Below are 22,603 nucleotides of genomic sequence, written 5' to 3'. Positions count from 1 at the left end.
GTTCTTGTATGTATAATTTTTTGATTAAAACTCAAGGAATTTTAATTTAAACTGTATCGCAAAATTCTGTTTAAATTGTGGAGTAGCATAATAACCCACTCTGTAGAATAACCCCAGATTGAAATAGCTGGAAAGGAAGTTATTCCATTCCAATCCGACTTCCTGATACAGGTGATCCAATTTTTTAAACCTGAACTGGTGGTATTCCGGATGCTTCATGTCTCCAATCGTTCCACGAAGTACAAAATCAAAGCTGGAAACATTGTGTCCGAAGCTTTTAAAGTACAAAGGCAGTTTGTGTGTGAAATAATAAGCAACAAATTTATCGTTGTAATATTTTCCGCCTTCCAAAGTAGCAAATCCGAGGAATGAAGTAAGGTTAAAATTAAAATCTTTGCCGGGAGAGGCTAGCCCGTTCATCGTAAAGTTCTTCCAGATAGGAGCTTCTCCTAAAACCACTCCACCATACAACCTGAAACCTGTTGTTCCGATTGCTGTTTTAAAATTATGAACAAAAAGGGCATCAAAACGGGAATAATTGAAACTTCCACCTGCCATTTTATAACTTTGTTCATAATTGAAATACAATTCCGGATATTTCTGATCAATCAGAGATTTTCCCTGAGGGGTCATAATATTGGTAGAATTCGGTGAATACTTTAAAGTAAATAAGGTATTGAAATTCTTGAATGAAGATCCGGCATCCATGAACTGATAATCAAACTGAGCTTCCTCAATATTTCTTCTTACGGCAAGTGCAAGGGTAAGACCGTTTGTTACATCATTCAGGTAAGATATAGAAGCACCTTTGAAGTGGAAATATTTATCATTGTTAAGGTTATTTCCAAAATTCATCATCCTCATCTTGAAATTCCATAGTCTTCTGTAAAATTCCCCTGAAGCCGTTACATCATCATAAAAATCAAATCTGAAAAATGAATTTTTTTCCAATGTTGTTTTGATATCTATTCCCATTCCGTATTTCCATCTTCTATCTTTTACTCCGTAAGCAAAATAATAATCAGGAGAGAAATAAGGATTGAAGTTTTCATTGATCTTTGCCTTCAATCCCAGTCTGAATCCTTCGTAGGAGTTATAATTGGCAATTTCATCCACGGCAAAATCTACAACACCCACTCTGATCTGTCCGTTAAGCAATCCGGAAATGATCTGGGCTTTACTGTCAATTTTATACTTTTTACCAAGACTGTCAATGGTTTTATAAGTATTCTGTTCCCTTTCAGTGAGGGGTTCGGCTCTGTATTGGTCAAGAGAATGCCCGTCAATACTTTTTACAGAAAAGGTATATCCCTTAAAATCCTGGGCTTTTTCTTCAATAGGAGACTTGAAATCAAAATATTTTGAGGTAAGAAAGGCATAGGTGCCAAAACTTTTTTTATCCTTTTTATCGGTATGCTCCTTGTCATCCATTGCCATTTTACCCATTTTAAGCTTGGTGGTTTCATGGGCAAGGAACCATTTGTTGTTATAAAAAATCCAGGTGCTGGTAATGATTCCGTCGTTTTTACTTTTACTGAAGTTCTCAATCTTCTTGATTCCATACGTCTCAGTATCAATATAGATGGCTCCGGTGTATTTTCTTTTTTTATCAGGATTTTTATAATTAACCTCACGAAAGCGGATTACAAAGTTTTTTCTTCCGTCAAGTTCTATGGTATCGGAAAGGAAGTATCTGTAAAGACCTCTGTTTTCCGGTTTTACCTGTTCCGGAACAATATCTCTGTTACTTTGCTGAAGAGCGATCATTTCATAGACCGGCTGCTTCAGGCCTGAAATTCTGTTATCAAGGATATTGATTTTTTCACCATATTTTTTAGAGTATAAAAACTCCTGAGCTCTTTCCCAAAGGAAGAGTTTACTGTTTGCAAAAATTTTTCTTGCACTGATGTTATTCAATGAATCCTTTTCTCTTTTTTTCTTGAAGAAGTTTAGGTCATTAAAATATTGATTGAACTGAGTCAGACTGTCCTGATCAATATCAAGAGAAATTTTTTCGTAAGATTTATAAGCGTAAGAACCTAAGCTTTTAGGAGAATTTTCATTGAAGAGTTTATTCACCTTTTTAAGGATTTCTAAAGCTCTCGGATCACTTTTATCTTCAATGACTACCGTTTCAATATTGGTAGTTTTTGAAGTTTTTTTGGTCAGAAAAACTTCCATACTACTTTCTACAGTGGACGTTTCCTTTTGGTATGATTCTGCTTCAACTTCTATGTTTTTGCATTCCGCTTTAAATTCCAGAATTCCCTGTGTGTCGGTATAGCCAAGAACGGTACTGCCACAGAAAATCTTTGCTTTGGAAACGGGCTTTTGACTGGCAGCATCAACAACCTTAATTTTAAGCTGTGAATACCCCAAAAAACATATCAGGAAAAAAAATAATTGTAAACCCTTTTTCATGTAAAAAAACTATGTCAAAATTAATAATATTTATTGTGCTAGAAAAGTTTTTAACAGAGTATAACATTGATTTCATCTAATATAAGGATGAATATTTTCCTAAAACACTCGTTTCAAATTCTGCCTTTAGATGGTGTTTCTATATTTTCTTAGAAATTCCAATAAAAAAACTCCTGAATTCTGTCTGTTCAAGAGTTTTTTACCGTTGTTTAAATACCGGATTATTTATTGGTCATCTAAAGCCTTCATAAATTCAATAATATCATCTATTTCAGGATCAGTCAGCTGCAGTGGGGTATCAGAAAGTGTTTGGTTTTCTACCTTAAATCCGAAACCTTTTCCACCACCCTTATTGTAAAAATTCATGACCTCTTTCAGTGTTGTATAGCCTCCGTTGTGCATATAAGGAGCTGTTTTATGAATGTTTCTGAGAGTAGGCGTTTTAAAGGAATGCTGTAAGGCAGCTACTGTTTCATGAAACTTTCCTCTTCCCAGATCATTATCAAATGTTTTATTTTCTCCATTGATAGCTATTCCCAATACTTCCTGCTCTGTTTTTTTGAAAGTTGGGGGAACGGTACCATTAAATAAGGGAATAAAATGACATATCGCGCATTGGGCTTTCCCGACAAATAAATTAAAGCCACGCTTTTGACTTTCGGTCATTGCCGATTTATTTCCCCGCATATATTCATCAAAATTAGAATTGAATTTTGCTAAAGAACGTATATAACTTGCCAATACATTCTGAAGCTGCCACACCTCAGCCTTTTGTGAATGATAAATCTTTTTAAATGCCGCCTGATAGTTTTTATCTTGGTTAATTTTAGCAAGAATGATCGTTAAATCTCCATGCATTTCTTCTTTATTAGAGATAACATCTGAGCTTTGCCCCTCCAGGTCATCCTTCCTCATATCCCAAAACTGACCATGCTGAAACCCTGCATAGTTGAGGGAAGGAGCATTCCTGGCAAGTTCTGAATTTTCGAGCGACATTGATTTCGCAAGACCATCAGTAAAAGCTTTTTCAGGAATATGGCATGTTGCACAGCTACGGTTGTTGTTATTTGATAGCATGTTATCTTTAAAAAGCTGCTGTCCAAGAGCTGCCTTTTCTTCAGAAAAAGCATATTCTTTTCCAGGAGTGAAAGCATTAGGGTTGAAGGCATTTTTAGAGAAAAATGTAGCTGCATTTTTGTTTAATGCTGTCGTTACCTCCACATCCGGGATTTTTTCCTGATTTTTAAAATCAAGCAACAGCGTAGTGATCTTATTGAGATGATCCGGGATGAAGTTGACATAATCGAATGTATTTTTATCCGTATTTTTTTTCAGGATTTCTGTAGCTGCATTAATCTCCGTGATAATACTTTTCAGGGCTTTATTTTTTGATCTGTCGGTAGATATTTGTTCCAATGTTTCTTTAATGCCTTCCAATGAAGAAGGGATTTCTTTTAAAAACACTCCAGAAATGGGGGTGTCAAAACCTGAAATTCCCAGGCTGGAAATTCTGAAAGCTTCCTGCCTCAAAGCATCAAAAACCTGATCTTTACTAATGGTTATGACCTGGAAATTAGTTTTTATGGTATTGCTTTTATTGATGAGTTTGTTGAGCATTCGGTTCACCTCATCTTTATTCTCTTTCTGGTAAGGATAAAACATTTCCTCTAAAACCTGCAGTCCTTCAGGTTCTATTTCTGTATGTTCATCCATTTCTATTTCAGGAAGTGCCGGTCCGTTGATGAATCTGGCAGAGTGGGGAAGGAAGTACTCTATAGCCCATTCCATTTTTTTATAAGTCTTTCTGATACTCTCAAACTTCTCCTGAAGAAGCTTTTCATCAGAGTCTTTAGAAACAAGGGCTTTCAGTTCATTGATCTGTTTTTCAAAATCAGTGTTGGTGGTAATGATCCTGCTTTTTACAGAACCCAGGTCTTCATATATTGGCTGCTGTTTTTCACTTTTACAATAGGAAAGGACAAAAAGAGCTGTTGCAGAATATAAAAGAAGAAGTATCGGATATTTTGAAAGTTTCTTCATAAGTATGAAAAAGTATCAACAGTGATTTTCTGTTGATACTTTGATTAATAGAGAGTAATTAAAACTATTTTTCTACGTTTCTGATAATTACGATTTGCCCACCTTCTTTATTGGTGTTAACTCCGGAACCGTCAGGATTTTTAAATTTATCCAGCTGCCATGTGTGAGAGTGAATATTCACAGCAAATGTATTAGGAACGCCGATGATATCAGAAATATCAACCATTGCTCCATATTCCCATGAACCGAATTTCTGAAGATCTCCGGATTGGTTGTATGCTGTATTCCATGCAGAATTCCCTCTGTTATGTTTCATATTCAGCCATGGCTTATATTGCTTTGTAGCGATATTCAATTGCCAGATATAAGAATCATGGTTCGCTGCTTTGTAATAGGAGTCTCCATCTTCCTGAATGTAAACATAGTTTTCAGTTACACATAAATTATCAGGATTAATCAGGTTATTACCCGGGTTAGAATCTCCTTCCGCAACTACTTCTAATTTTCCTGTCAGCATATTTCCGGAGTTAAGAACAAGTTTGTAAACTCTTCCCCACATCGTTAATCCCGGCTTTGGATTTACACCGTCAGAAGATTCTCCAGTTGCAGTAAAGTAGATCTCTCTTCCTTTTCCTGCCCCTTTTCTATAATCTACATCTTCAACCCTTGAAAAACGGATAGCATTATTATCAATGTTTTTCTGATTGATTTGAGCTCCGGTAAGGTTTTTGGCGTTAGGAATCTCAACAAACTCTACATCGTAAGAGCTTCCTTTCGTCATATCCGTTTCAGTATAGTTGTTATTTGTTCTCTTCAGCGCATATAATTTACCATTGTTCAGGTCTCCCTGAGTGTCTGCTACATACATGATAAGCTGTCCTGCAGACTGGTGAGAAGAAGAATAAGACTGATCTTCCCCAATTAAGATATAAGATTTTCCATTAGAAACATCTTTAGGAAGAGGAACTGCATTTTCCATAGAAGCTTTTCCTAAAGCAGGTTTTACTCTGGTTTTATCCGATGCTTGGGAGGCTGGTGCTAATGGATCCAGCGCATGGACCATACTTTCTTCACCAGATTCTCCGGCAGTAAGAAATGCACTGAAGCCATGAATTTCAGGAGTTGCCAAGGTAGCAGAGCATAATCTTGTCATTCCTCCGGTCCCATTTAAAATATATTCTCCTTTTACAGGTCTGAACGTTTTATCCAGATATACTCTTGATACAGATTGTTTGATCTCGTGGTTGGTAATCATCAGATAACCGTCGGATTTAGGATCTTTCATAATTCCCATTCCGTCCGGCTGTCCTCCAAAAACGAAATCAGGAGAACCTGGAAGAACATCAGAACTGGAAATAAGCGTGGTAATATTTAAGTTCTCAAAACCAGTCATCCCATACACAAAAGCGGACTCTTTAGAGAAGTTTTCAATCTTGATTTTGTCGTTAGCAGAAGAATTATTGTCACTTCCGTTATTGTCTTCACTGCAGCTCTGGAAAATAAGAGCGGCAAAGAACAAAGCTCCAATAGTTTTGTTAATTTTCATAATTACTTTTTTTGAATTTCGATTATGACAAAACTAAAGACCTAGTGTTAATTAGACTTTACGGCGAGAAAACAAATAGTTTAAGATTAGGTCAGGATTTGTTAAGCGAAGTTCAATAATTAGAACGGTTATAAATAATTTACTGCCTGTTGTAGCAAAATCAGGATTTCCACTATCACCTTTTTTGCAAGGCCCTTTACCCTAAGTGAATAAAATTACTTTCTTAATGGATAATTATTTATTTTTAACAAATTTATAATTTGGATTAACGCATTGCCGAAAATCAAATATTATGTACTCTTTAACCGCTTAATCAGAAAACTAAATTCTAACCATGAAATATTTTATCCCTATTTTATTTTTATCCCTAGTCGGGTGTAAAAGTGTCCAGCAAGTCAGTAAACAGAATGTTGAAAATGCAATAACAAAAAATGCTCTTCAGCTATTAGAGGACAAAAGATTTCATTCTGTTTCCGTTGCAGTGCTTAAAAATGGCGAATCCACCATAAAGCATTTTGGAGAATTAACGATTGGAAAAGGAAATAAACCCGACGATTCTACACTTTATGAGTTAGCTTCTGTAACTAAAACCTTTACAGGTTATATAGCCGCTAAAGCTGTGCTTGATAAAAAAATAAATATGGATGATGATATTAGAATCTATCTTAACGAACCTTATCCCAATTTAGAATTCAAAGGGGAACCTATAAGAATTAAGCATCTTATCACGCATACAAGTGGATTTCCTAATTTTCCAATAAAAAGCGAAAATAAAGAGGCCTTTTTTGAAGGATTAAAGCTTATCAAAATTGAAACGAAACCTGGAGAAGTATATTATTATTCAAACACAGCTCCTGAGGTGACAGCGTATATACTTGAAAAAGTGTATCAAAAACCTTTTGAGGAATTGGTCACTGAATTTGTTTTGAAACCCAATAAAATGAACCAAACCAAGTTTACACTCAATGAAAATGATAAGACAAGATTGGTAAAAGGCTATAACGATAAAAACGAATTAATGCCTAACTTCAAAAGAACTTTATGGGGTGGAATTTCAGGATTGCACTCTACGGCTCCGGATTTAGTGAAATATATGAAATTACAACTTGACCAATCCAATCTTATTGTCAATGAATCTCATAAAAAATTATATAAAGAAGGTTCTGATTTTTGGGAGGGTTATCATTGGTACATCATAGAAAATGGGAATAAATTAATCTATAGACATCATGGAGGCATATACGGAATGCAGAATTGGTTTGTGATTTATCCTAAACAAAATATAGGAATATCCATATTGACCAATACCAGCTTTAATGAAACGGGAGAAATTCTAGAAAAAGTAGTTGATAATTTGTATGATGACTTACAGGTAAACTAAATTTAGCAAATACAAATAATCCCTTTCAATTTTTGAAAGGGATTATTGTTTATATTAAATTAGGATAATGAAATCCTTAAAACCGCAAAGGGTAAGAATTAATTAAATATTCAAAGCTTTCTGATAAGCGTTTTCCAATCCATCAAGGTTTTTACCACCTGCCGTAGCAAAACCAGGATTTCCACCACCACCACCTTGGATTTCTTTAGCAAGATCTTTCACAATAGCTCCTGCCTGATAATCTGCTGCCAGATCATCAGAAACTCCTACGGTAATCATTGGTTTGCCATCCGCATCAGAAAGAATGATCGTTACTGAAGTTGGAATCTCTTTCTTCAATTGGAATACAATATCTTTAACAGATCCAGCATCTAAAGAAGTCTTTTTTACTAATAACTGTTTGTTACCTTTCTGCTCATAAGCATTTTTCCAATCACCGATTTCTCCTTTTGCCTTTTCTTTTTTAAGAGCGTCAACTTCAGATTTTAATGATGCATTTTCCTCGATTAATTTTTCGATAGATCTTACAACATCTTTAGACTTCAGCAATTGAGAAAGTTCAATAATCTGTTTTTCAAGACCCTTGAAGTATTCTTCTGATTTGTCTCCTGAAATAGCTTCAATTCTTCTGATTCCCGCTGCTGCAGAACCTTCAGAAGTAATTTTGAAGTGACCGATTTCACTGGTATTTTTTACGTGAGTCCCTCCGCAAAGTTCCTTAGAACTTCCGAATTGGATCATTCTAACATTATCTCCATATTTTTCACCAAATAAAGCCATTGCTCCTTTCTCTAAAGCTTCTTTAATTGGAATACTTCTGAATTCCTGTAATGCAATACTTTCTTTGATTTTGTGGTTTACTTTTTCTTCAATTAAGGCGATTTCTTCTTCAGTCATTTTATTAAAGTGAGAGAAGTCGAAACGCAGATAATCAGGACCTACGTAAGAACCTTTTTGCTCCACGTGAGTTCCTAAAACATCTCTTAATGCCTCATGCAAAAGGTGAGTTACAGAGTGGTTACCCTGAGAGTTCTTTCTGTCTGTTGCATTTACTTTAGCATAGAAAAGAGCTCCTGCATCTTTCGGAAGACCGTTAATCAAAGAAATGATTAATCCATTTTCTTTTTTAGTCTCCAGTACTTCGAAGCTTTCAGTGGCATTCTCAAGAACACCTTTGTCTCCAACCTGTCCACCACCTTCAGGGTAGAAAGGAGAGCTGCTTAATACCACCTGATAAAATTCTCCGTCTTTATTTTCTACCTTTCTGTATCTTGTAATATAGGTTTCAGATTCAATCTGGTCGTATCCAACAAATGTTTCAGGTTTTTCTTCCAATGTTACCCAGTCATAAACTTTCTGAGCAGAATCCGCTTTTGAACGAAGCTTTTGTTTCTTCATTTCAGCTTCAAATCCTTTTTCATCAATCGTTAATCCTTTTTCCTCGGCAATAATTCTTGTTAAGTCATCAGGGAAACCATAGGTGTCATACAATTCAAAAACCTCTTCGCTTGGTAATACTTTCAGATGATCAGCAATGGTCTGTTGAATCAATTTATCAACTCTGATCAGACCATTTTCAATAGTTTTTAAGAATGAATCTTCTTCACTTTTGATGACTTCTGTTACCAAAGTTCCTTGCTTTTCAAGCTCAGGGAAGAAAGCTCCCATTTGTTCCTGAAGAACAGCAACCAATTTGTAAAGGAAAGGTTCTTTCATATCTAAGAATCGATAAGAATAAGAAATTCCTCTTCTCAAAATTCTTCTGATAACATAGCCCGCTCCTCCGTTTGAAGGCAATTGTCCGTCTGCAATCGCAAAAGAGACAGCTCTGATGTGATCGACAACTACACGAATGGCAATATCTTTTTCATCTTCTAAAATTCCTGTATATTTTTTCCCTGAAAGTTCTTCAACCTTCGCAATTAATGGAGTAAAAACATCAGTGTCATAGTTGGATGATTTCCCTTGAAGCGCCATACAAAGACGCTCAAAGCCCATTCCTGTATCTACATGTTGAGCAGGTAATTTTTCCAGAGAACCATCTGCTTTTCTGTTAAATTCCATGAAAACGAGATTCCAAACTTCCACCACTTGAGGATGATCGTTGTTCACTAGTTCCAAACCAGAAACTTTAGCTTTTTCTTCCGGAGTCCTTAAATCAATATGAATTTCTGAACAAGGTCCACAAGGTCCGCTTGCGCCCATTTCCCAGAAGTTATCCTTCTTATTTCCGTTGATGATTCTATCCTCTGCAATATGAGATTTCCAGAAATCATAAGCATCCTGGTCTCTGTTAAGGTTTTCAGATGCATCTCCTTCAAAAATCGTTACGTATAAATTCTCTTTTGGTATTCCGTATACTTCAGTCAGTAATTCCCAGGCAAAAGCAATAGCCTCCTTTTTGAAGTAATCCCCGAAAGACCAGTTCCCCAACATTTCAAACATGGTGTGGTGGTAAGTATCTCTACCTACATCATCCAAATCATTGTGCTTTCCTGAAACTCTTAAACACTTCTGTGTATCGGCAATTCTTGGGGCCGTAGGTGTTTTGTAGCCAAGGAAAAAATCCTTGAACTGCGTCATTCCTGAGTTGGAAAACATAAGGGTAGGGTCGTCTTTCAGCACAATAGGAGCTGAAGGAACGATAAGGTGCTCCTTACTTTTAAAATAGTCTAAAAATTTTTGACGTATCTCTTGTGATGTCATAGTATTGCTTTTGCTTTTTTTAATATCAAATTTTGATAAGATGCAAATTTAAGATTTTTAGGTGATTTAATATCCAATATTTGATATTTTCAAGGATGTTTTATCAAATGCCGGATATAATATTTACTTATGGTTAGGAATATATGCTCTTATTAGACTCTTAAATTTTTATGGTAACTCTAATTTTATATTAATTTATTATCTCGCTCTGTCATTCCGAATGTAACGAAGTGAAACGAAGAATCTAAATTCATCAATGAGATTCTTCCTTCGTCAAAATGACAATAGGTAAAAACTACCTATTGAATATCATTTTTTATTTTACGGATACATGCAAAGACCAGCATTAATTTTTGCCATAAATGCACGAATTATCTTCTTTACATAAACCCATAGAATAAGGTTATTTGTACATTCGTGGCCAATATAACAGTGTATAATTTTACCGGAGATAAAATCCTTGTGCCTTAAAAACAGTCTCATGATCTGAAATCTTGCGTCTTTACGTTTTCCAACAACAAGCATTCACTCCAAGAAAATTTTTGTCATTTCCATTTAACTTATTACCTTCGTTAAGATCTGAAATAAGATAAGAACAACCTATTATAATGATGAAAAACGAAATTCTGAAAAGCTGGATAGATCAATATTCCGGACCGCTTTTGAAGAAAGCTTTATATATGCTTTCCAATAAAGAAGATGCTCAGGATGTTGTTCAGGATGTTTTTATTGCTGCCTTTTCCAATTATGATTCTTTTGAAGGGAAGAGCCAGCCACTCACCTGGCTTATGGCTATTCTTCAGAGAAAAATTGCTGATTTTTACCGGAAAAAATATAAATCTGAGCCTAATGTAAGGCTGGATCACTTTTTTGATGAGTCAGGGTCATGGAAAAATAATGATGTGTTGAATGACTGGAATGTTTCTACCGAATCTGAATTGTTAGACAATCAGGAATTTAATAAAACCCTTGAAGAATGCATCGAGGAATTGCCTGCCAGATGGAAAATTTTACTAAAAATGTATTATCTCGAAGAAAAAAAAGCACCCGATGTGAGTCAGGAATTGAATGTTTCCACGACTAATCTTTGGAAGATCCTTCAAAGAACCCGGATGCAGCTTAGAGAATGTCTGGAGTTTAACTGGTTTTCAAAAGTATAGAGATGATAAGAAAGATTCTACATATATTATTTTTACCATGCAGTGAAGCCACTTTGCTGATGGAAAAGCGTAATGCCCAAACAATCTCTCCCAAAGAAAACAGGAGATTGAGCCTTCATATTGCTGTCTGTAAATGGTGTAAGGCCTATAATGAAAAGCTGAAGTTACTGGATAAGATTTTTAGAAAGACACTGACAGAAAAAAATGCTGAAATTAATGAATCTGAAATTCAGGATTTTAAAAATAAAATGATTGAAAAACTAGATTTCTAAGAAAAATTTTGTCAGGATTTTGAAATAGTTCCGACTATACTTTTGAAAACAATAAAAGTATTAATTCAAAATCTAAAAAAATGATCGGAACAGTAAATCAATCGGATAAACATTCATCAAGGTATTCCCTGGGATATTATATTTCTCTTTTCGGAGCAGCGCTTATATTGCTTTGGATCGGGGTTTTCAAATTTACTCCAACTGAAGCAGCAGCTATAAAGCCTTTGGTGGAAAACCATTTCTTAACCTTTTTCGTATATAAGATAATGAGCGTCCAAACTGTATCAAATCTTATCGGAGTGATAGAAATTATCATTGCTTTATTACTGATATTTAGTGCGAAATTTGCTGTACTAAAAAGATATGCAGGAATAGGAATGGTGGTTACTTTTCTGGTGACATTAAGTTATTTATTTACGACTCCGGGAATGTGGAAAATAGTAGATGGAGTTCCTGTTACAGACTTTTTTATTTTAAAAGATCTAATGCTTTTAGGATTTGGATTCATGATATTAGAAAAAAAAATAAATAATGAATAAAAAGCTAAATATGAAAAATATATTAATTGTACTCGGAATTGTTCTGGGTATTGCAGTCTTTGCTGCCGGAAGCGGGCTTTTTAAAAAGAATAAGCCTAATGAAACAGACATAAAAAAAGAAAAACAGGAAATTATGGATAATAAAAATGTCAGGGAAATTTATTTTGCAGGTGGATGTTTTTGGGGAACAGAGCATTTCTTTCAGCAGATTCGTGGGGTTGTAGGAACAGAAGTAGGATATGCCAACGGAAAAACTCAGAATCCAACCTATGAAGAAGTGGTGAGCCACACAACAGGATTCGCAGAAACAGTGAAAGTGAAATATGATCCTGAGCAAGTAGATTTGAAGCTGTTAATTGATTTATATTTTAAAACGATTGATCCTACGAGCCTTAATCAGCAGGGAAATGATAGAGGAGACCAATATAGAACAGGAATTTATTATACTGATAAAGCCGATGAGGCTCTTGTAAAAAATGAAGTTCAGAAATTGGCAAAGGGATATAGCAAACCGGTTGTAGTAGAAACTATTGCTTTGAAAAACTTCTATAAAGCGGAAGACTATCACCAGGATTATTTAGATAAAAACCCTGGAGGATATTGCCATATTGAACCGGGACTTTTTGAAATGGCGAAAAAAGCCAACCCACTTCCAAAAGCAACAACGTATCAAAAGCAGGATAAAAAAGCTTTAAAGCAAAAACTGACAGCAGAACAATATAACGTAACGCAGGAAAATGGTACCGAAAGAGCTTTTCAAAATGAATATTGGAACGAAACCCGTGAGGGAATTTATGTAGACATTACTACAGGAGAGCCTTTGTTTGTTTCTACCGATAAATTTGAATCAGGCTGCGGATGGCCAAGCTTCTCAAAACCAATTACCAAAGGTCTGATTGATGAAAAGCTAGATCGTACTCACGGAATGACAAGGGTAGAGGTAAGAAGTAAAACCGGAGACGCTCACTTAGGACATCTTTTTACAGATGGGCCAGAGGATAAAGGAGGACTTCGTTACTGTATCAACAGTGCTTCTCTGAAATTTATTCCCAAAGCTGAAATGGAAACAAAAGGATACGGAAAATATCTTCCGTTGTTAGATAAAAAGTAAATTGAAAGAAAGAGGCTGCCACATGGCAGCCTTTTATTTTAAATGGTATGTAAAGGATTGATATCTTTCTTTACAACTTAAGATTGAAAGATAAGATAGGATAAGGAATCCCATTATCAAAAAATAAGCTTCTTTGGTCAGGTGAGAGAAAAATGCCTGTGTTTTTTCAAAAAAATTAGGCTTTGGAATATCGCTGACAATGGAACCGTCATCTATTCTGTAAATAACATCATCACAAAGTTCACAAGGTCCTGTTGGTAGATTTGGATAAGCAATAGTAATAGGAACAAGTAAATTTCCTGTTTTTTCCAGATCCACCGCATATTCTTCATGTTTAGAAATATGCATATCATTAAGCAGAGAAACAAAATCTCCATAGGTATTTTCATTCCCTAAAATAAACTCTATGCCGGTGTATTTCTCATTTTTTCTTTGTAAGGCATTGACTTCTGAAACATATAAGTCTGAGTTTTCTTTTGCTTTACCAGCCGGAACCTCTATTTTTTTGAGATTCCAGCTTCTGAATGGTTCAAGACCACCATTAGGGTTGCTTTTGTCTTTATCTAATTTAGGAGGAATGCTGATATCCACCACTGAAGTAGTTATTTCTTCAATTTTTCGGTTTCCGAAATGCCAAAGCAAAATAGGAATAACTAAAGCACTGATAAGCCCCGGAAAGTAATATGTTTTTTTCATTCCTTTCGTTTTAATAAAATTAGAAAATAATGTCCGAATGAAAAAGTAAATTACCAGATCACTTTACTATTTAATGGAATTGAATACAAAATAGAGTTGTTTTGATAAAAAACAAATTAAAATGATATTAAATTCTGATACTTTCATAGACTTTCAAGATTAAAATATTAAATTTGATAGAACTAATAGGGAATTATGAAGTTAATTGAACTCGCAGAAGAACTCAATGTCTCTGCAGAAGCGATAAAACAGTTTATACAGGATTTTGATCTTGAATTAGTAGACTGCGTCAGTACCAACTTTGAAGTTAAGGAAGATTTTGAGAAATTTGCCCGTGAAAATGTAGATTTTTTAAGGCTATACGAAAAGGACCTGGATAAAGATAAAACCTTGGAACAGATTGCTGAAGTTATCAATCAACCAAAGGAGAAAGTTGAAAAAGTGATAAAAGATAATAATCCTAATATTTTTGACAATGGCTTTTTCAAATCTTCGATTTCAAGCTATGGCATCGATAATAAACTGGGTGGAAATTATCAGTTTGTGTATGATTATTTCGGACACAAAACCAGTCTGCAGAAAAGAGATTTTATAGGCTACAGAGATTTGTTTTTCTACACATCAGCGGTTCTTGAACCATTTTTAAATCCGCAGCAGATCAAAGATTGGGGCATCAATAAACCGGCAGGAATTATTCTGTATGGCCCTCCCGGAAGCGGTAAGATTTTCTGGGCCAATAAAATTGCTGAAATCATAGGCTATCAGTTTAAAGAAGTGAAAAAGCATTATCTGGGGACTTCACTGATTGACGGAAACCATATCAATTTTAGTGATTTTCTTTTAACCATGATGAAAGAAAATAAGATGCTGCTTTTCCTTGATGATTTTGATGAAATTATGATGGAAAGAAAGGTAGATAATGATATTGCGTCCTGTAACCTGGAAGCTCAGGAACTGATTCTTCATTATATCGGAAAATTTGAAAAAGAAGGCGTACTAATGGTGGGTTCTGCTAATTCTGTATCCGAAATTGATGAAGAAATTTTAGCACCCGGAAGGTTTGATGTGATGATTCCAATATTTCCACCTAATGCCTCCGAGCGTTCAGAAATTATTTTATATGCGATGACCAGAGGGCTTGAAGAAGACTCTCTACTGTATAAAATCCTAAAAAATAATAAAGCAGATAAGGTTCCTTTCTGGCATGAAGTTTCATCAAGAATGAAAGCCTTTAGTAATACCATGCTTATTGATTTTACCCAAAGTTTAAAGAAAAGAATCAAAAACCTTTACCAAAGAACCCGAAATGAAAAACTAAAAATTGACCAGAAACTTATTAATGGAGCTTTACGGGATGCTGCAGCAAAACTTACAGAAGAATATCTGGATCAGGTAGCTCGGTTTTTGGCAGATGCTATCATCAATAACTTTGACGAATTCCAGTTTAGAATTCAAGCTCTGAAAAATGAATTAGAAACTTACAAAGTGGTTGAAGAACCCAGACGTGCCATTGGGTTTCAGCATAACGGAGAGAAAGAAGAGTAGGCGAGATTCTGGGGTTCAGGGATCTAAGATACAGGCTATAAGATGCTAGGATCTCTTTGTCTATTATCTTTTTTGTCTCATTATAAACACATCAATTACTCATCACTCATGATCAGCATTTGGGAACAGGAAACCTTTTATCGTAAAAGAGATATTGTCATTATTGGAGCAGGATTCTCCGGACTTTGGACGGCTATTTCCATTAAGGAGAAATCTCCTGAGAAATCTGTATTGATTATTGAGAGAAATGCCGTGCCATTAGGTGCTTCAACACGGAATGCAGGTTTTGCATGCTTTGGGAGTCTGACAGAAATTATTGCCGATTCCCAAAAAATGGGTTGGGACAAGACATTAGATATCGTTAAAATGCGGTTTGAGGGACTTCAGAAGATCACACGATATTTTAAAAATAAAGAAATAGATTTTGAGTTGAATGGAGGACATGAAATTTTGAATAATGAAGAATCCCTGCAGCATATCAAGCAAGTTAATCAAAAGCTTAAATCTATAACCGGACTTCAAGAAACCTATTCCTTACAACAGCATAAAATAAAAGAATTTGGACTGCATAAATCTCAATTTTTGATTGAGAATCCCTGTGAGGGAAGTCTGCATTCTGGAAAGCTAGTACAGAAACTTTTAGAAAGATGTCATGAATTGAAAATTGAGTTTTTGTTTGGAACTGAAGTGAGACATATTGATGAGACATCCCAGCAATTGAATGTTGGTCTTTCGGAAGAACTTTCCATTCAGGCTAATCAATTAATTCACTGTACCAATGCATTCAGCTCACCATTTTTGGAAAATGAGAATATAATTCCTGCCAGAGGACAGATTTTACTTACTGAGCCTATAGAAAACTTAAAGCTGAAAGGTACTTTTCATTATGATGAAGGGTTTTATTATTTCAGGAATGTAGGAAACAGAGTTTTGTTAGGCGGCGGAAGAAATCAGGATTTTAAAACCGAAGAAACTACAACACTTGAAACCACAGAGTTCCTGCAGTGTCATTTAGAAAACTTCTTACAGGAAGTTATTTTGCCTAATCAGGATTTCAAAATTGCACTTCGATGGTCAGGAATTATGGCGATGGGGAATGAGAAAACTTCTATCGTAAAGCAAGTTTCAGACAGACAGTTTTGTGCTGTACGACTTTCCGGAATGGGAGTAGCATTAGCCCCGAAGATTGGAGAGATTGTGGGAGAAATGATAGGGGAGAGATAATAGACAGAAGACGACAAATAAGAGATAGAGAAAAGAAGGCTAAGATCTACAATTTTATACTCTTTATACCCTTAAACTCTAACCCTTGAACGTTAAACGTCAAACTTTAAACTTTAAACCCTGAACATTGCATGCTTAGCTTTCCACTCTGAAAGAAAACCCTTATTTTTGCAAAAAGAAAAAATCGTGATTAACAACGACCAGATAAAAGAAGTTCAATCCAGAATTGGTGAATTACACAAATACCTTCAGATTGAAAAGAAGAAGATAGAAATTGCCAATGATGATGAAAAAACTGCAGCACCTGAGTTTTGGGATAATCCTAAAACGGCGGAGGCTTTCCTGAAACAGCTTCGTTCCAAGAAAAAATGGGTAGAAAGCTATGATGAGATTCATTCACAGTTTGAAGATATGCAGGTATTGGTAGATTTTGCCAAAGAAGATCCTGACTCTGAAAAGGAACTGGATGAAACATTCCCTCAATTGGTAGAAAAAATCGAAGATCTGGAGTTCAAGAATATGCTTTCCAATGAAGGAGATGAGCTATCTGCAGTTCTTCAGATCACTGCTGGTGCCGGTGGAACAGAAAGTTGTGACTGGGCATCCATGTTGATGAGAATGTATACCATGTGGGCAGAAAAACAAGGGTATAAAATCCGTGAACTGAATTTCCAGGAAGGAGATGTAGCCGGAGTAAAAACCGTTACCCTTGAAATTGAAGGTGAGTTTGCTTTTGGATATTTAAGAGGCGAAAACGGAGTACACAGATTGGTAAGAATTTCACCTTTTGACTCAAATGCCAAACGTCATACCAGCTTTGTTTCTGTATATGTTTATCCTTTAGTAGATGATACGATCGAAATTAATATCAATCCTGCTGATATATCCTTTGAAACGATGAGGTCTTCCGGAGCCGGAGGTCAGAACGTAAACAAGGTAGAAACAGCTGTACGTCTTCGTCACGCTCCAACCGGAATTATCATTGAAAACTCAGAATCCCGTTCGCAGCTTCAGAATAAAGAAAAAGCGATGCAGCTCTTACGTTCCCGATTATATGAAATGGAATTGGAAGAACGTATGAAGGCCAGAAATGAGATTGAAGCTAACAAAATGAAAATCGAGTGGGGAAGTCAGATCAGAAACTACGTCATGCATCCTTACAAACTGGTAAAAGATGTACGCTCAGGTCATGAAACATCAGATGTGGATGCTGTAATGAATGGAAACCTTACTCCTTTCCTTAAAGCATTTCTGATGGCCGATGGTACCGCGGTTTCCGATGATGACTTAGACTTATAAATATCATATAAAATTTTAGTTAAAATCTTATAATTAATTTTTGTTTCAGACATTTTAGACTTATTTTTGTTGTTCATCAATATATATGGAAGATTTCAATAGCTGGAAGGATTTATTAAACCCTGAGTTTTACATTAAAATGGGAGGGTTTTGGCTTATTTTATTTATTGTGTTTGCTGAAACAGGTCTTTTTGTAGGATTTTTTCTACCTGGAGATTCACTATTGTTCGTTTCAGGAATTTATGCCGTTGAAATCATCAAAGAGACTTTTGGTTCTACAGGAAGTGACTTCTTAGATACAACAATTCTTGCCTCCGGAGTAGCTCTTGCTGCTATTATTGGAAATGAAGTAGGATATTATTTCGGAAGAAAAGCAGGACCTGCTTTATATAAAAGACCGGACTCTATGCTTTTCAAGAAGAAGTATCTGTATCAGGCTCATGACTTCTTTGAAAAACATGGAGCGCTGGCAATCATTATGGCAAGATTCTTACCTGTGGTGAGAACCTTTACTCCGATTGTAGCAGGAATCGTAAAAATGGACAAAAAAGAATTCTTAAGAGATAATATTATTGGGGCCGTTTTGTGGTCATTTATCCTGATCTTCGCAGGACATTATCTTGATAAACTTTTCATGGAACAGTTTGGAATCAATCTGAAAGAAAAACTGGAATACATCATCATTGTTATTGTATTGGTAACAACGCTTCCGGTGATTATCAAATTTATGTTTGGAAAGAAAGAAGATTTCTCTAAATACGAAAATAAAGACTTTGAATAATATTCAAAGATCTACATACAATGTAAGGCTATCCCGAAACGGATAGCCTTTTTTATGGGAATTAAAGTATACTCTATTGTTTAGAGTGAGCTAAGAAGAAATCGAATCAACTCCATTCTTTGCTTCCTAAAAGTATACATGGAGATGATAAAACCTTTGCATGACAAATTGAAGGCATTACACCATTAAGAAAGATGAATTAAGAAGGCTTATCCTTTTAATTATTTTAATTATTCTAAACCCTTTAAACAATCTTAATGGTTCTTTTGTATCCAATCCAGAATATTCGGGTAAATAATACTGTCTCTTTTTCTTTTGCTGAAAAATCTGGGAGCATGCCCAGTTTTCTCCATAAAGATAAATTTATGAGGAACATCCATACGGGTCAATGCCGAATCCAGCGCAATTCCCTGGTGTTGATTCACCAAAAAATCATGATTTCCCTGAAATAAAAGGGTAGGAACATGGGTAATATTAGCAATAGGACTGGCTTCTTTAAAGGCTTCTGAGAAATTTTTACGATCAAACTTGGTTCCCACTACTTTTTGAAGAGTAGGTGAAGTATATTTTGAATAAAAAGAATTCAGATACTCCGGGCTATAAAAATCTGTAGGACCGCTTAAAGAAATGATCTTTTTAATTTGGTCCGGATGCTGGTAGCCATACAATAAGGCGAGGTGTCCACCGGCACTTTCACCAAGAATAATATAATTGTTGGGTTGAAGCTCTGCTTTTTCAGCTAAAGAATTAAATTTCTCAATCACCGAACCAATATCTTCAAGCTGTTGTTTATAAGTGATTTTTTTCCTTTGGGAAACCAGGCGATAATTCATATTGATGCTTGGAATTTTATGCTGGAAAAGCATTTTCTGAATCTGGATCATGTGCTCCTTTTTTCCCAATGTCCAGGCTCCACCATGTACAATAAGAATAACCGGAGAATCTACAGCGTAATCTTTGGGTAGAAAAACATCCATTTTCTGTCTTTTGTGCTCTCCGTATTTTAAGTTGTAGATTTTCTGCTGACCATCAGGGCCAACCCAAACTCTGAATTTTGTATTACAGGATTGCAAAAGGAAACTGATGCATCCCATAACGAAAAAATGATACCTGAGAATGAGCTTTTTCATAGAGTAAATGTACAGAAAAAGAAACAGCAGAAATAACGAAAAGATATGATTTTTATGATGTTTTTATTTGTTTTTCAGGATGTTGTACGGTGTTTTTTATTAAAGAATATTTTTTAGTATCATTCTTTATGCAAAGCATTCGCGTAATTATACAAAGATCGGTTATATCGGGGTAAATGTTGAGAAATTGCTTTTAAGGTGAGTGATAATGCCTCCTTATATTGTCCTGCTGAAGAAAGGGAAAGAGCTAGGAAAGAGTCGATAGCATCATTAAGCTCATCAGAATAGTTTGCTTTTTCTTCTCTCAAAATATGAATGCTTTCTTCTATTTTTCCATTATTCCTTAGGGTACTTGCCAGTTGAATCCTTGCTCTTCTTCTCCGTAAACCTGATAATCCCAGATCTAATGCTCTCCTATATAAGGGCTCTGCCTCCTTTTCATATCCGGTTGAATCAAAAGCACATGCCATTTCAAAATCTGCAATAGCTTGCGAATCTACAAGTAGGAGTATATGATCTTTAAGTTGTTGAATAAATTCTTCGTTATTTATTGTTCCAAGCTTCTGCCATATAGCTTGTAATTGAAATTCCCAGTTTTCATTCATTGCATAGAATTTAAACAAAGATATAAAATATTGAAAGGGAAGTGCTGCTTTATGATTCTCATCATTCTTAAAATTATTGTCATATTATGAATCAGAAAATCGAATTAAATATTTATTTTTGCTGAACTTAACAAAGATTAAAAAAACATTAAAATATGGCATCAGGCTTTTTTGCAATTTTAGATGATATTGCAGCATTGATGGATGATGTAGCTGTTACCAGTAAGATAGCTACACAGAAAACAGCAGGAATTTTGGGAGATGACCTGGCTGTAAATGCAGAAAAAGCCACAGGCTTTCTTTCTTCCAGGGAACTTCCTGTATTGTGGGCTATTACTAAAGGTTCCTTTATCAATAAATTGATTATTCTTCCCGTAGCGTTTCTGCTCAACTGGCTTTACAAACCTGCCATTGAAATAATCCTTATTTTGGGAGGTCTATACCTTGCTTTTGAAGGAGTAGAAAAAATTATTGAGTTTCTATTTCACCGTTCTAAAAAAGGTCATGAAGTAGTGAAGGAGAGTAAAGAAGAAGAAAACTCAGAAGCTTCTGAAAAGGCAAAAATTAATTCCGCAATCAGAACAGACTTTATCCTTTCTATTGAGATTGTCATCATTGCTTTGGGAACGGTAATCCAACAAGAGCATCCACTTCTTACGCAAATTCTTACCGTAACTTTTGTTTCATTCATTGCAACGGTAGGGGTTTACGGAATCGTTGCTCTTATTGTGAGAATGGATGATGCAGGTTTTAAATTAATCAAAAAAAGTCACGATAAAGGATTCTTTTCCAAACTTGGACATTTTTTGGTAAAAGCGTTACCGGTAATCATTAAAATCTTAGGAGTGGTCGGAACAATTGCCCTGATTTTAGTCTCAGGAGGTATTTTTGCTCACAACATTCACTACCTGCATGAATTATTACCAACGTGGCCAGCTATGCTAAAAGAATTTACTTTCGGAATCGTAGGCGGACTCGCTGCAGTTCTTGTTTTTACAATAGGGAAAGCGATCTATTCACTGGCTACGAAAAAATAAAAAGATACTTTTAGATAATAAAGAAATCCTGTACTATTTTCAGTATAGGATTTTTTTTGATTAATCATTTTACTTCATATTGGCTTTGATGAGCTCAATCGCTGTGATAATTTTTGATCCAAACATATCCTTTGCCCAGGTTTTAGAAGCTTTTAGTCGTTCTAAAATTAAGAAAAGAGCCAGCCCTTCCTCCTGTGACCACCATTTTTTATTCCGTCTGACTCCATCCAGCGCAATATTTTTATCCATCTTAGCACCTTTAGGATGGATCAGCCATAAGTACATGGAATATTGTCCCATCCCTTCCATGGTAAGGAAAATATCATCTATTTCTTTTAGTCCTTGATATTGATCTTTAAAATACTTTGTCTGTCTGTCATTAATTAAGGCCAATCCTTTTATAAGTTGCTCTGTATTCAGTTCCTTATCCCTAATACTGTTATAAAGAGTATTTATTTCTGACTGGTATAGATCAAGATAATCTTTATTTTCACTAAAAATAGCTTGAACCATGTCATCATTGAAAGGGACTCCAAAATTATTTTGTTTTTCAAGTTGGGTAATAATCTTTCCAAAGTTTTGCATTTGTTGAGTATGGGAAAACTCATGAATGAAAACTCCTGTGATTAAATTATCCAGCCCCAGTTCCTTGCTTTCGACGCCTGCTTTTTTCCAGAAACTAGGTAAAGGCATTACAAAAAATGATTTTTGACCCAAAGGGGCTTCTGATGCAAATGATATGACTCCTACAGGAATAGTCTTTTTATTAGGTAGGGTAAGGGAATTATGATGAGGCTTTTTTTTCCAGTTTAATTTCAGATTTAGGAGATTATAACCTTTTATTGACTCACCTTTAGGAATGGTTACCGAAGAGGTTGAGTATACATAGGTTTCATCAAAAAATACAAACTGTACAGGATGAATTTTGTCAATTTTATAAATGTCTTTATACAATAATGACCATGCAGAAAACCACTGATTCACGGCAGTATTAAACTCTCTGTTATTATTTTGTTGTCCAAATGCTTTTAATGAGATTGTAAAAAGCAATAAAAAAAGTACTATTCTTTTCATTTCCGGACTTTTAATAAAGAGCTAATATACAAATAG

The 22,603-nt window shown here is 35.2% G+C and carries 18 protein-coding genes; 10 read left to right on the top strand and 8 right to left on the bottom strand.

Features of this window, described 5'->3' with window-relative positions; translation table 11 throughout:
* Window positions 1-24: 24 nt before the first annotated feature.
* The 3 genes from EG344_RS04270 to EG344_RS04260 form a co-directional block, all read right to left on the bottom strand.
* Window positions 25-2,421: a hypothetical protein gene (locus EG344_RS04270; RefSeq protein ID WP_123908466.1), complete on the bottom strand. Its 2,397-nt coding sequence runs from the start codon at window positions 2,419-2,421 to the stop codon at window positions 25-27.
* Between the two features lie 225 nt (window positions 2,422-2,646).
* Window positions 2,647-4,461 carry a cytochrome-c peroxidase gene (locus EG344_RS04265; protein WP_123908465.1) on the bottom strand — a complete coding sequence of 605 codons (1,815 nt, stop codon included), beginning with the start codon at window positions 4,459-4,461 and terminating at the stop codon, window positions 2,647-2,649.
* A 64-nt stretch (window positions 4,462-4,525) separates the two neighbouring features.
* Window positions 4,526-6,007, bottom strand: coding sequence for an alkaline phosphatase PhoX (locus EG344_RS04260; RefSeq protein ID WP_123908464.1), 1,482 nt, complete (start codon window positions 6,005-6,007; stop codon window positions 4,526-4,528).
* 334 nt (window positions 6,008-6,341) lie between these two features.
* Between EG344_RS04260 and EG344_RS04255 the strand changes: the two genes are divergently transcribed.
* The gene (locus EG344_RS04255; protein WP_228412855.1) at window positions 6,342-7,388 is read left to right on the top strand and encodes a serine hydrolase domain-containing protein; all 1,047 of its coding nucleotides are present in this window, start codon (window positions 6,342-6,344) and stop codon (window positions 7,386-7,388) included.
* Window positions 7,389-7,490: 102 nt separating this feature from the next.
* Here the strand turns inward: EG344_RS04255 and alaS are convergent, their stop codons facing one another.
* Complete coding sequence (gene alaS / locus EG344_RS04250) at window positions 7,491-10,094, bottom strand: alanine--tRNA ligase (RefSeq protein ID WP_123908463.1); 2,604 nt, start codon at window positions 10,092-10,094, stop codon at window positions 7,491-7,493.
* A 608-nt stretch (window positions 10,095-10,702) separates the two neighbouring features.
* On the opposite strand from alaS, the gene EG344_RS04245 reads away from it, so the two are divergent.
* The 4 genes from EG344_RS04245 (at window position 10,703) to msrB (ending at window position 13,176) form a co-directional block, all read left to right on the top strand.
* Complete coding sequence (locus EG344_RS04245; RefSeq protein WP_123908462.1) at window positions 10,703-11,254, top strand: sigma-70 family RNA polymerase sigma factor; 552 nt, start codon at window positions 10,703-10,705, stop codon at window positions 11,252-11,254.
* Between the two features lie 2 nt (window positions 11,255-11,256).
* Window positions 11,257-11,526, top strand: coding sequence for a hypothetical protein (locus EG344_RS04240; protein WP_123908461.1), 270 nt, complete (start codon window positions 11,257-11,259; stop codon window positions 11,524-11,526).
* Window positions 11,527-11,606: 80 nt separating this feature from the next.
* Window positions 11,607-12,065: a DUF417 family protein gene (locus EG344_RS04235; RefSeq protein WP_123908460.1), complete on the top strand. Its 459-nt coding sequence runs from the start codon at window positions 11,607-11,609 to the stop codon at window positions 12,063-12,065.
* A gap of 10 nt (window positions 12,066-12,075) precedes the next feature.
* On the top strand, window positions 12,076-13,176 hold the full coding sequence (gene msrB, locus EG344_RS04230) for a peptide-methionine (R)-S-oxide reductase MsrB (RefSeq protein WP_123908459.1): 1,101 nt from the start codon (window positions 12,076-12,078) through the stop codon (window positions 13,174-13,176).
* Window positions 13,177-13,209: 33 nt separating this feature from the next.
* On the opposite strand, the gene EG344_RS04225 is transcribed toward msrB, so the two are convergent.
* On the bottom strand, window positions 13,210-13,872 hold the full coding sequence (locus EG344_RS04225; protein ID WP_123908458.1) for a hypothetical protein: 663 nt from the start codon (window positions 13,870-13,872) through the stop codon (window positions 13,210-13,212).
* Window positions 13,873-14,067: 195 nt separating this feature from the next.
* On the opposite strand from EG344_RS04225, the gene EG344_RS04220 reads away from it, so the two are divergent.
* The 4 genes from EG344_RS04220 to EG344_RS04205 all read left to right on the top strand — a co-directional run bounded on the left by EG344_RS04220 (window position 14,068) and on the right by EG344_RS04205 (window position 18,721).
* A complete protein-coding gene (locus EG344_RS04220) occupies window positions 14,068-15,417 on the top strand; it encodes an AAA family ATPase (RefSeq protein WP_123908457.1) in 1,350 nt (449 codons plus the stop codon).
* 108 nt (window positions 15,418-15,525) lie between these two features.
* Window positions 15,526-16,641, top strand: a complete 1,116-nt coding sequence (locus tag EG344_RS04215) for an NAD(P)/FAD-dependent oxidoreductase (RefSeq protein ID WP_164464385.1) — start codon at window positions 15,526-15,528, stop codon at window positions 16,639-16,641.
* 186 nt (window positions 16,642-16,827) lie between these two features.
* Window positions 16,828-17,940 carry a peptide chain release factor 2 gene (gene prfB / locus EG344_RS04210; RefSeq protein ID WP_123911753.1) on the top strand — a complete coding sequence of 371 codons (1,113 nt, stop codon included), beginning with the start codon at window positions 16,828-16,830 and terminating at the stop codon, window positions 17,938-17,940.
* 85 nt (window positions 17,941-18,025) lie between these two features.
* On the top strand, window positions 18,026-18,721 hold the full coding sequence (locus EG344_RS04205; RefSeq protein WP_123908455.1) for a DedA family protein: 696 nt from the start codon (window positions 18,026-18,028) through the stop codon (window positions 18,719-18,721).
* 254 nt (window positions 18,722-18,975) lie between these two features.
* Here EG344_RS04205 and EG344_RS04200 read toward each other — a convergent pair whose 3' ends face one another.
* Both EG344_RS04200 and EG344_RS04195 read right to left on the bottom strand, forming a co-directional pair.
* A complete protein-coding gene (locus tag EG344_RS04200; protein ID WP_123908454.1) occupies window positions 18,976-19,851 on the bottom strand; it encodes an alpha/beta hydrolase in 876 nt (291 codons plus the stop codon).
* Window positions 19,852-19,970: 119 nt separating this feature from the next.
* Window positions 19,971-20,456 carry a tetratricopeptide repeat protein gene (locus EG344_RS04195; protein ID WP_123908453.1) on the bottom strand — a complete coding sequence of 162 codons (486 nt, stop codon included), beginning with the start codon at window positions 20,454-20,456 and terminating at the stop codon, window positions 19,971-19,973.
* Between the two features lie 155 nt (window positions 20,457-20,611).
* Here EG344_RS04195 and EG344_RS04190 point away from each other — a divergent pair, with 155 nt between their 5' ends.
* Window positions 20,612-21,493 (top strand): DUF808 family protein, encoded by an 882-nt coding sequence (locus tag EG344_RS04190; RefSeq protein WP_123908452.1) that lies wholly within the window; start codon window positions 20,612-20,614, stop codon window positions 21,491-21,493.
* Between the two features lie 69 nt (window positions 21,494-21,562).
* Here the strand turns inward: EG344_RS04190 and EG344_RS04185 are convergent, their stop codons facing one another.
* Window positions 21,563-22,567: a hypothetical protein gene (locus tag EG344_RS04185; RefSeq protein WP_123908451.1), complete on the bottom strand. Its 1,005-nt coding sequence runs from the start codon at window positions 22,565-22,567 to the stop codon at window positions 21,563-21,565.
* Window positions 22,568-22,603 lie beyond the last annotated feature (36 nt).

The organism is Chryseobacterium sp. G0162, from assembly GCF_003815715.1.
Taxonomy (GTDB): Bacteria; Bacteroidota; Bacteroidia; order Flavobacteriales; family Weeksellaceae; genus Chryseobacterium.
Note: the sequence above shows the minus strand (reverse complement) of the source record. Positions and strands in the feature narration are given on the sequence as shown.

Coding starts and splice junctions, on each gene's coding strand:
- EG344_RS04270 (WP_123908466.1), bottom strand. CDS start 2,421: ATGAAAAAGGGTTTACAATTATTTTTTTTCCTGATATGTTTTTTGGGG.
- EG344_RS04265 (WP_123908465.1), bottom strand. CDS start 4,461: ATGAAGAAACTTTCAAAATATCCGATACTTCTTCTTTTATATTCTGCA.
- EG344_RS04260 (WP_123908464.1), bottom strand. CDS start 6,007: ATGAAAATTAACAAAACTATTGGAGCTTTGTTCTTTGCCGCTCTTATT.
- EG344_RS04255 (WP_228412855.1), top strand. CDS start 6,342: ATGAAATATTTTATCCCTATTTTATTTTTATCCCTAGTCGGGTGTAAA.
- alaS (WP_123908463.1), bottom strand. CDS start 10,094: ATGACATCACAAGAGATACGTCAAAAATTTTTAGACTATTTTAAAAGT.
- EG344_RS04245 (WP_123908462.1), top strand. CDS start 10,703: ATGATGAAAAACGAAATTCTGAAAAGCTGGATAGATCAATATTCCGGA.
- EG344_RS04240 (WP_123908461.1), top strand. CDS start 11,257: ATGATAAGAAAGATTCTACATATATTATTTTTACCATGCAGTGAAGCC.
- EG344_RS04235 (WP_123908460.1), top strand. CDS start 11,607: ATGATCGGAACAGTAAATCAATCGGATAAACATTCATCAAGGTATTCC.
- msrB (WP_123908459.1), top strand. CDS start 12,076: ATGAAAAATATATTAATTGTACTCGGAATTGTTCTGGGTATTGCAGTC.
- EG344_RS04225 (WP_123908458.1), bottom strand. CDS start 13,872: ATGAAAAAAACATATTACTTTCCGGGGCTTATCAGTGCTTTAGTTATT.
- EG344_RS04220 (WP_123908457.1), top strand. CDS start 14,068: ATGAAGTTAATTGAACTCGCAGAAGAACTCAATGTCTCTGCAGAAGCG.
- EG344_RS04215 (WP_164464385.1), top strand. CDS start 15,526: ATGATCAGCATTTGGGAACAGGAAACCTTTTATCGTAAAAGAGATATT.
- EG344_RS04205 (WP_123908455.1), top strand. CDS start 18,026: ATGGAAGATTTCAATAGCTGGAAGGATTTATTAAACCCTGAGTTTTAC.
- EG344_RS04200 (WP_123908454.1), bottom strand. CDS start 19,851: ATGAAAAAGCTCATTCTCAGGTATCATTTTTTCGTTATGGGATGCATC.
- EG344_RS04195 (WP_123908453.1), bottom strand. CDS start 20,456: ATGAATGAAAACTGGGAATTTCAATTACAAGCTATATGGCAGAAGCTT.
- EG344_RS04190 (WP_123908452.1), top strand. CDS start 20,612: ATGGCATCAGGCTTTTTTGCAATTTTAGATGATATTGCAGCATTGATG.
- EG344_RS04185 (WP_123908451.1), bottom strand. CDS start 22,567: ATGAAAAGAATAGTACTTTTTTTATTGCTTTTTACAATCTCATTAAAA.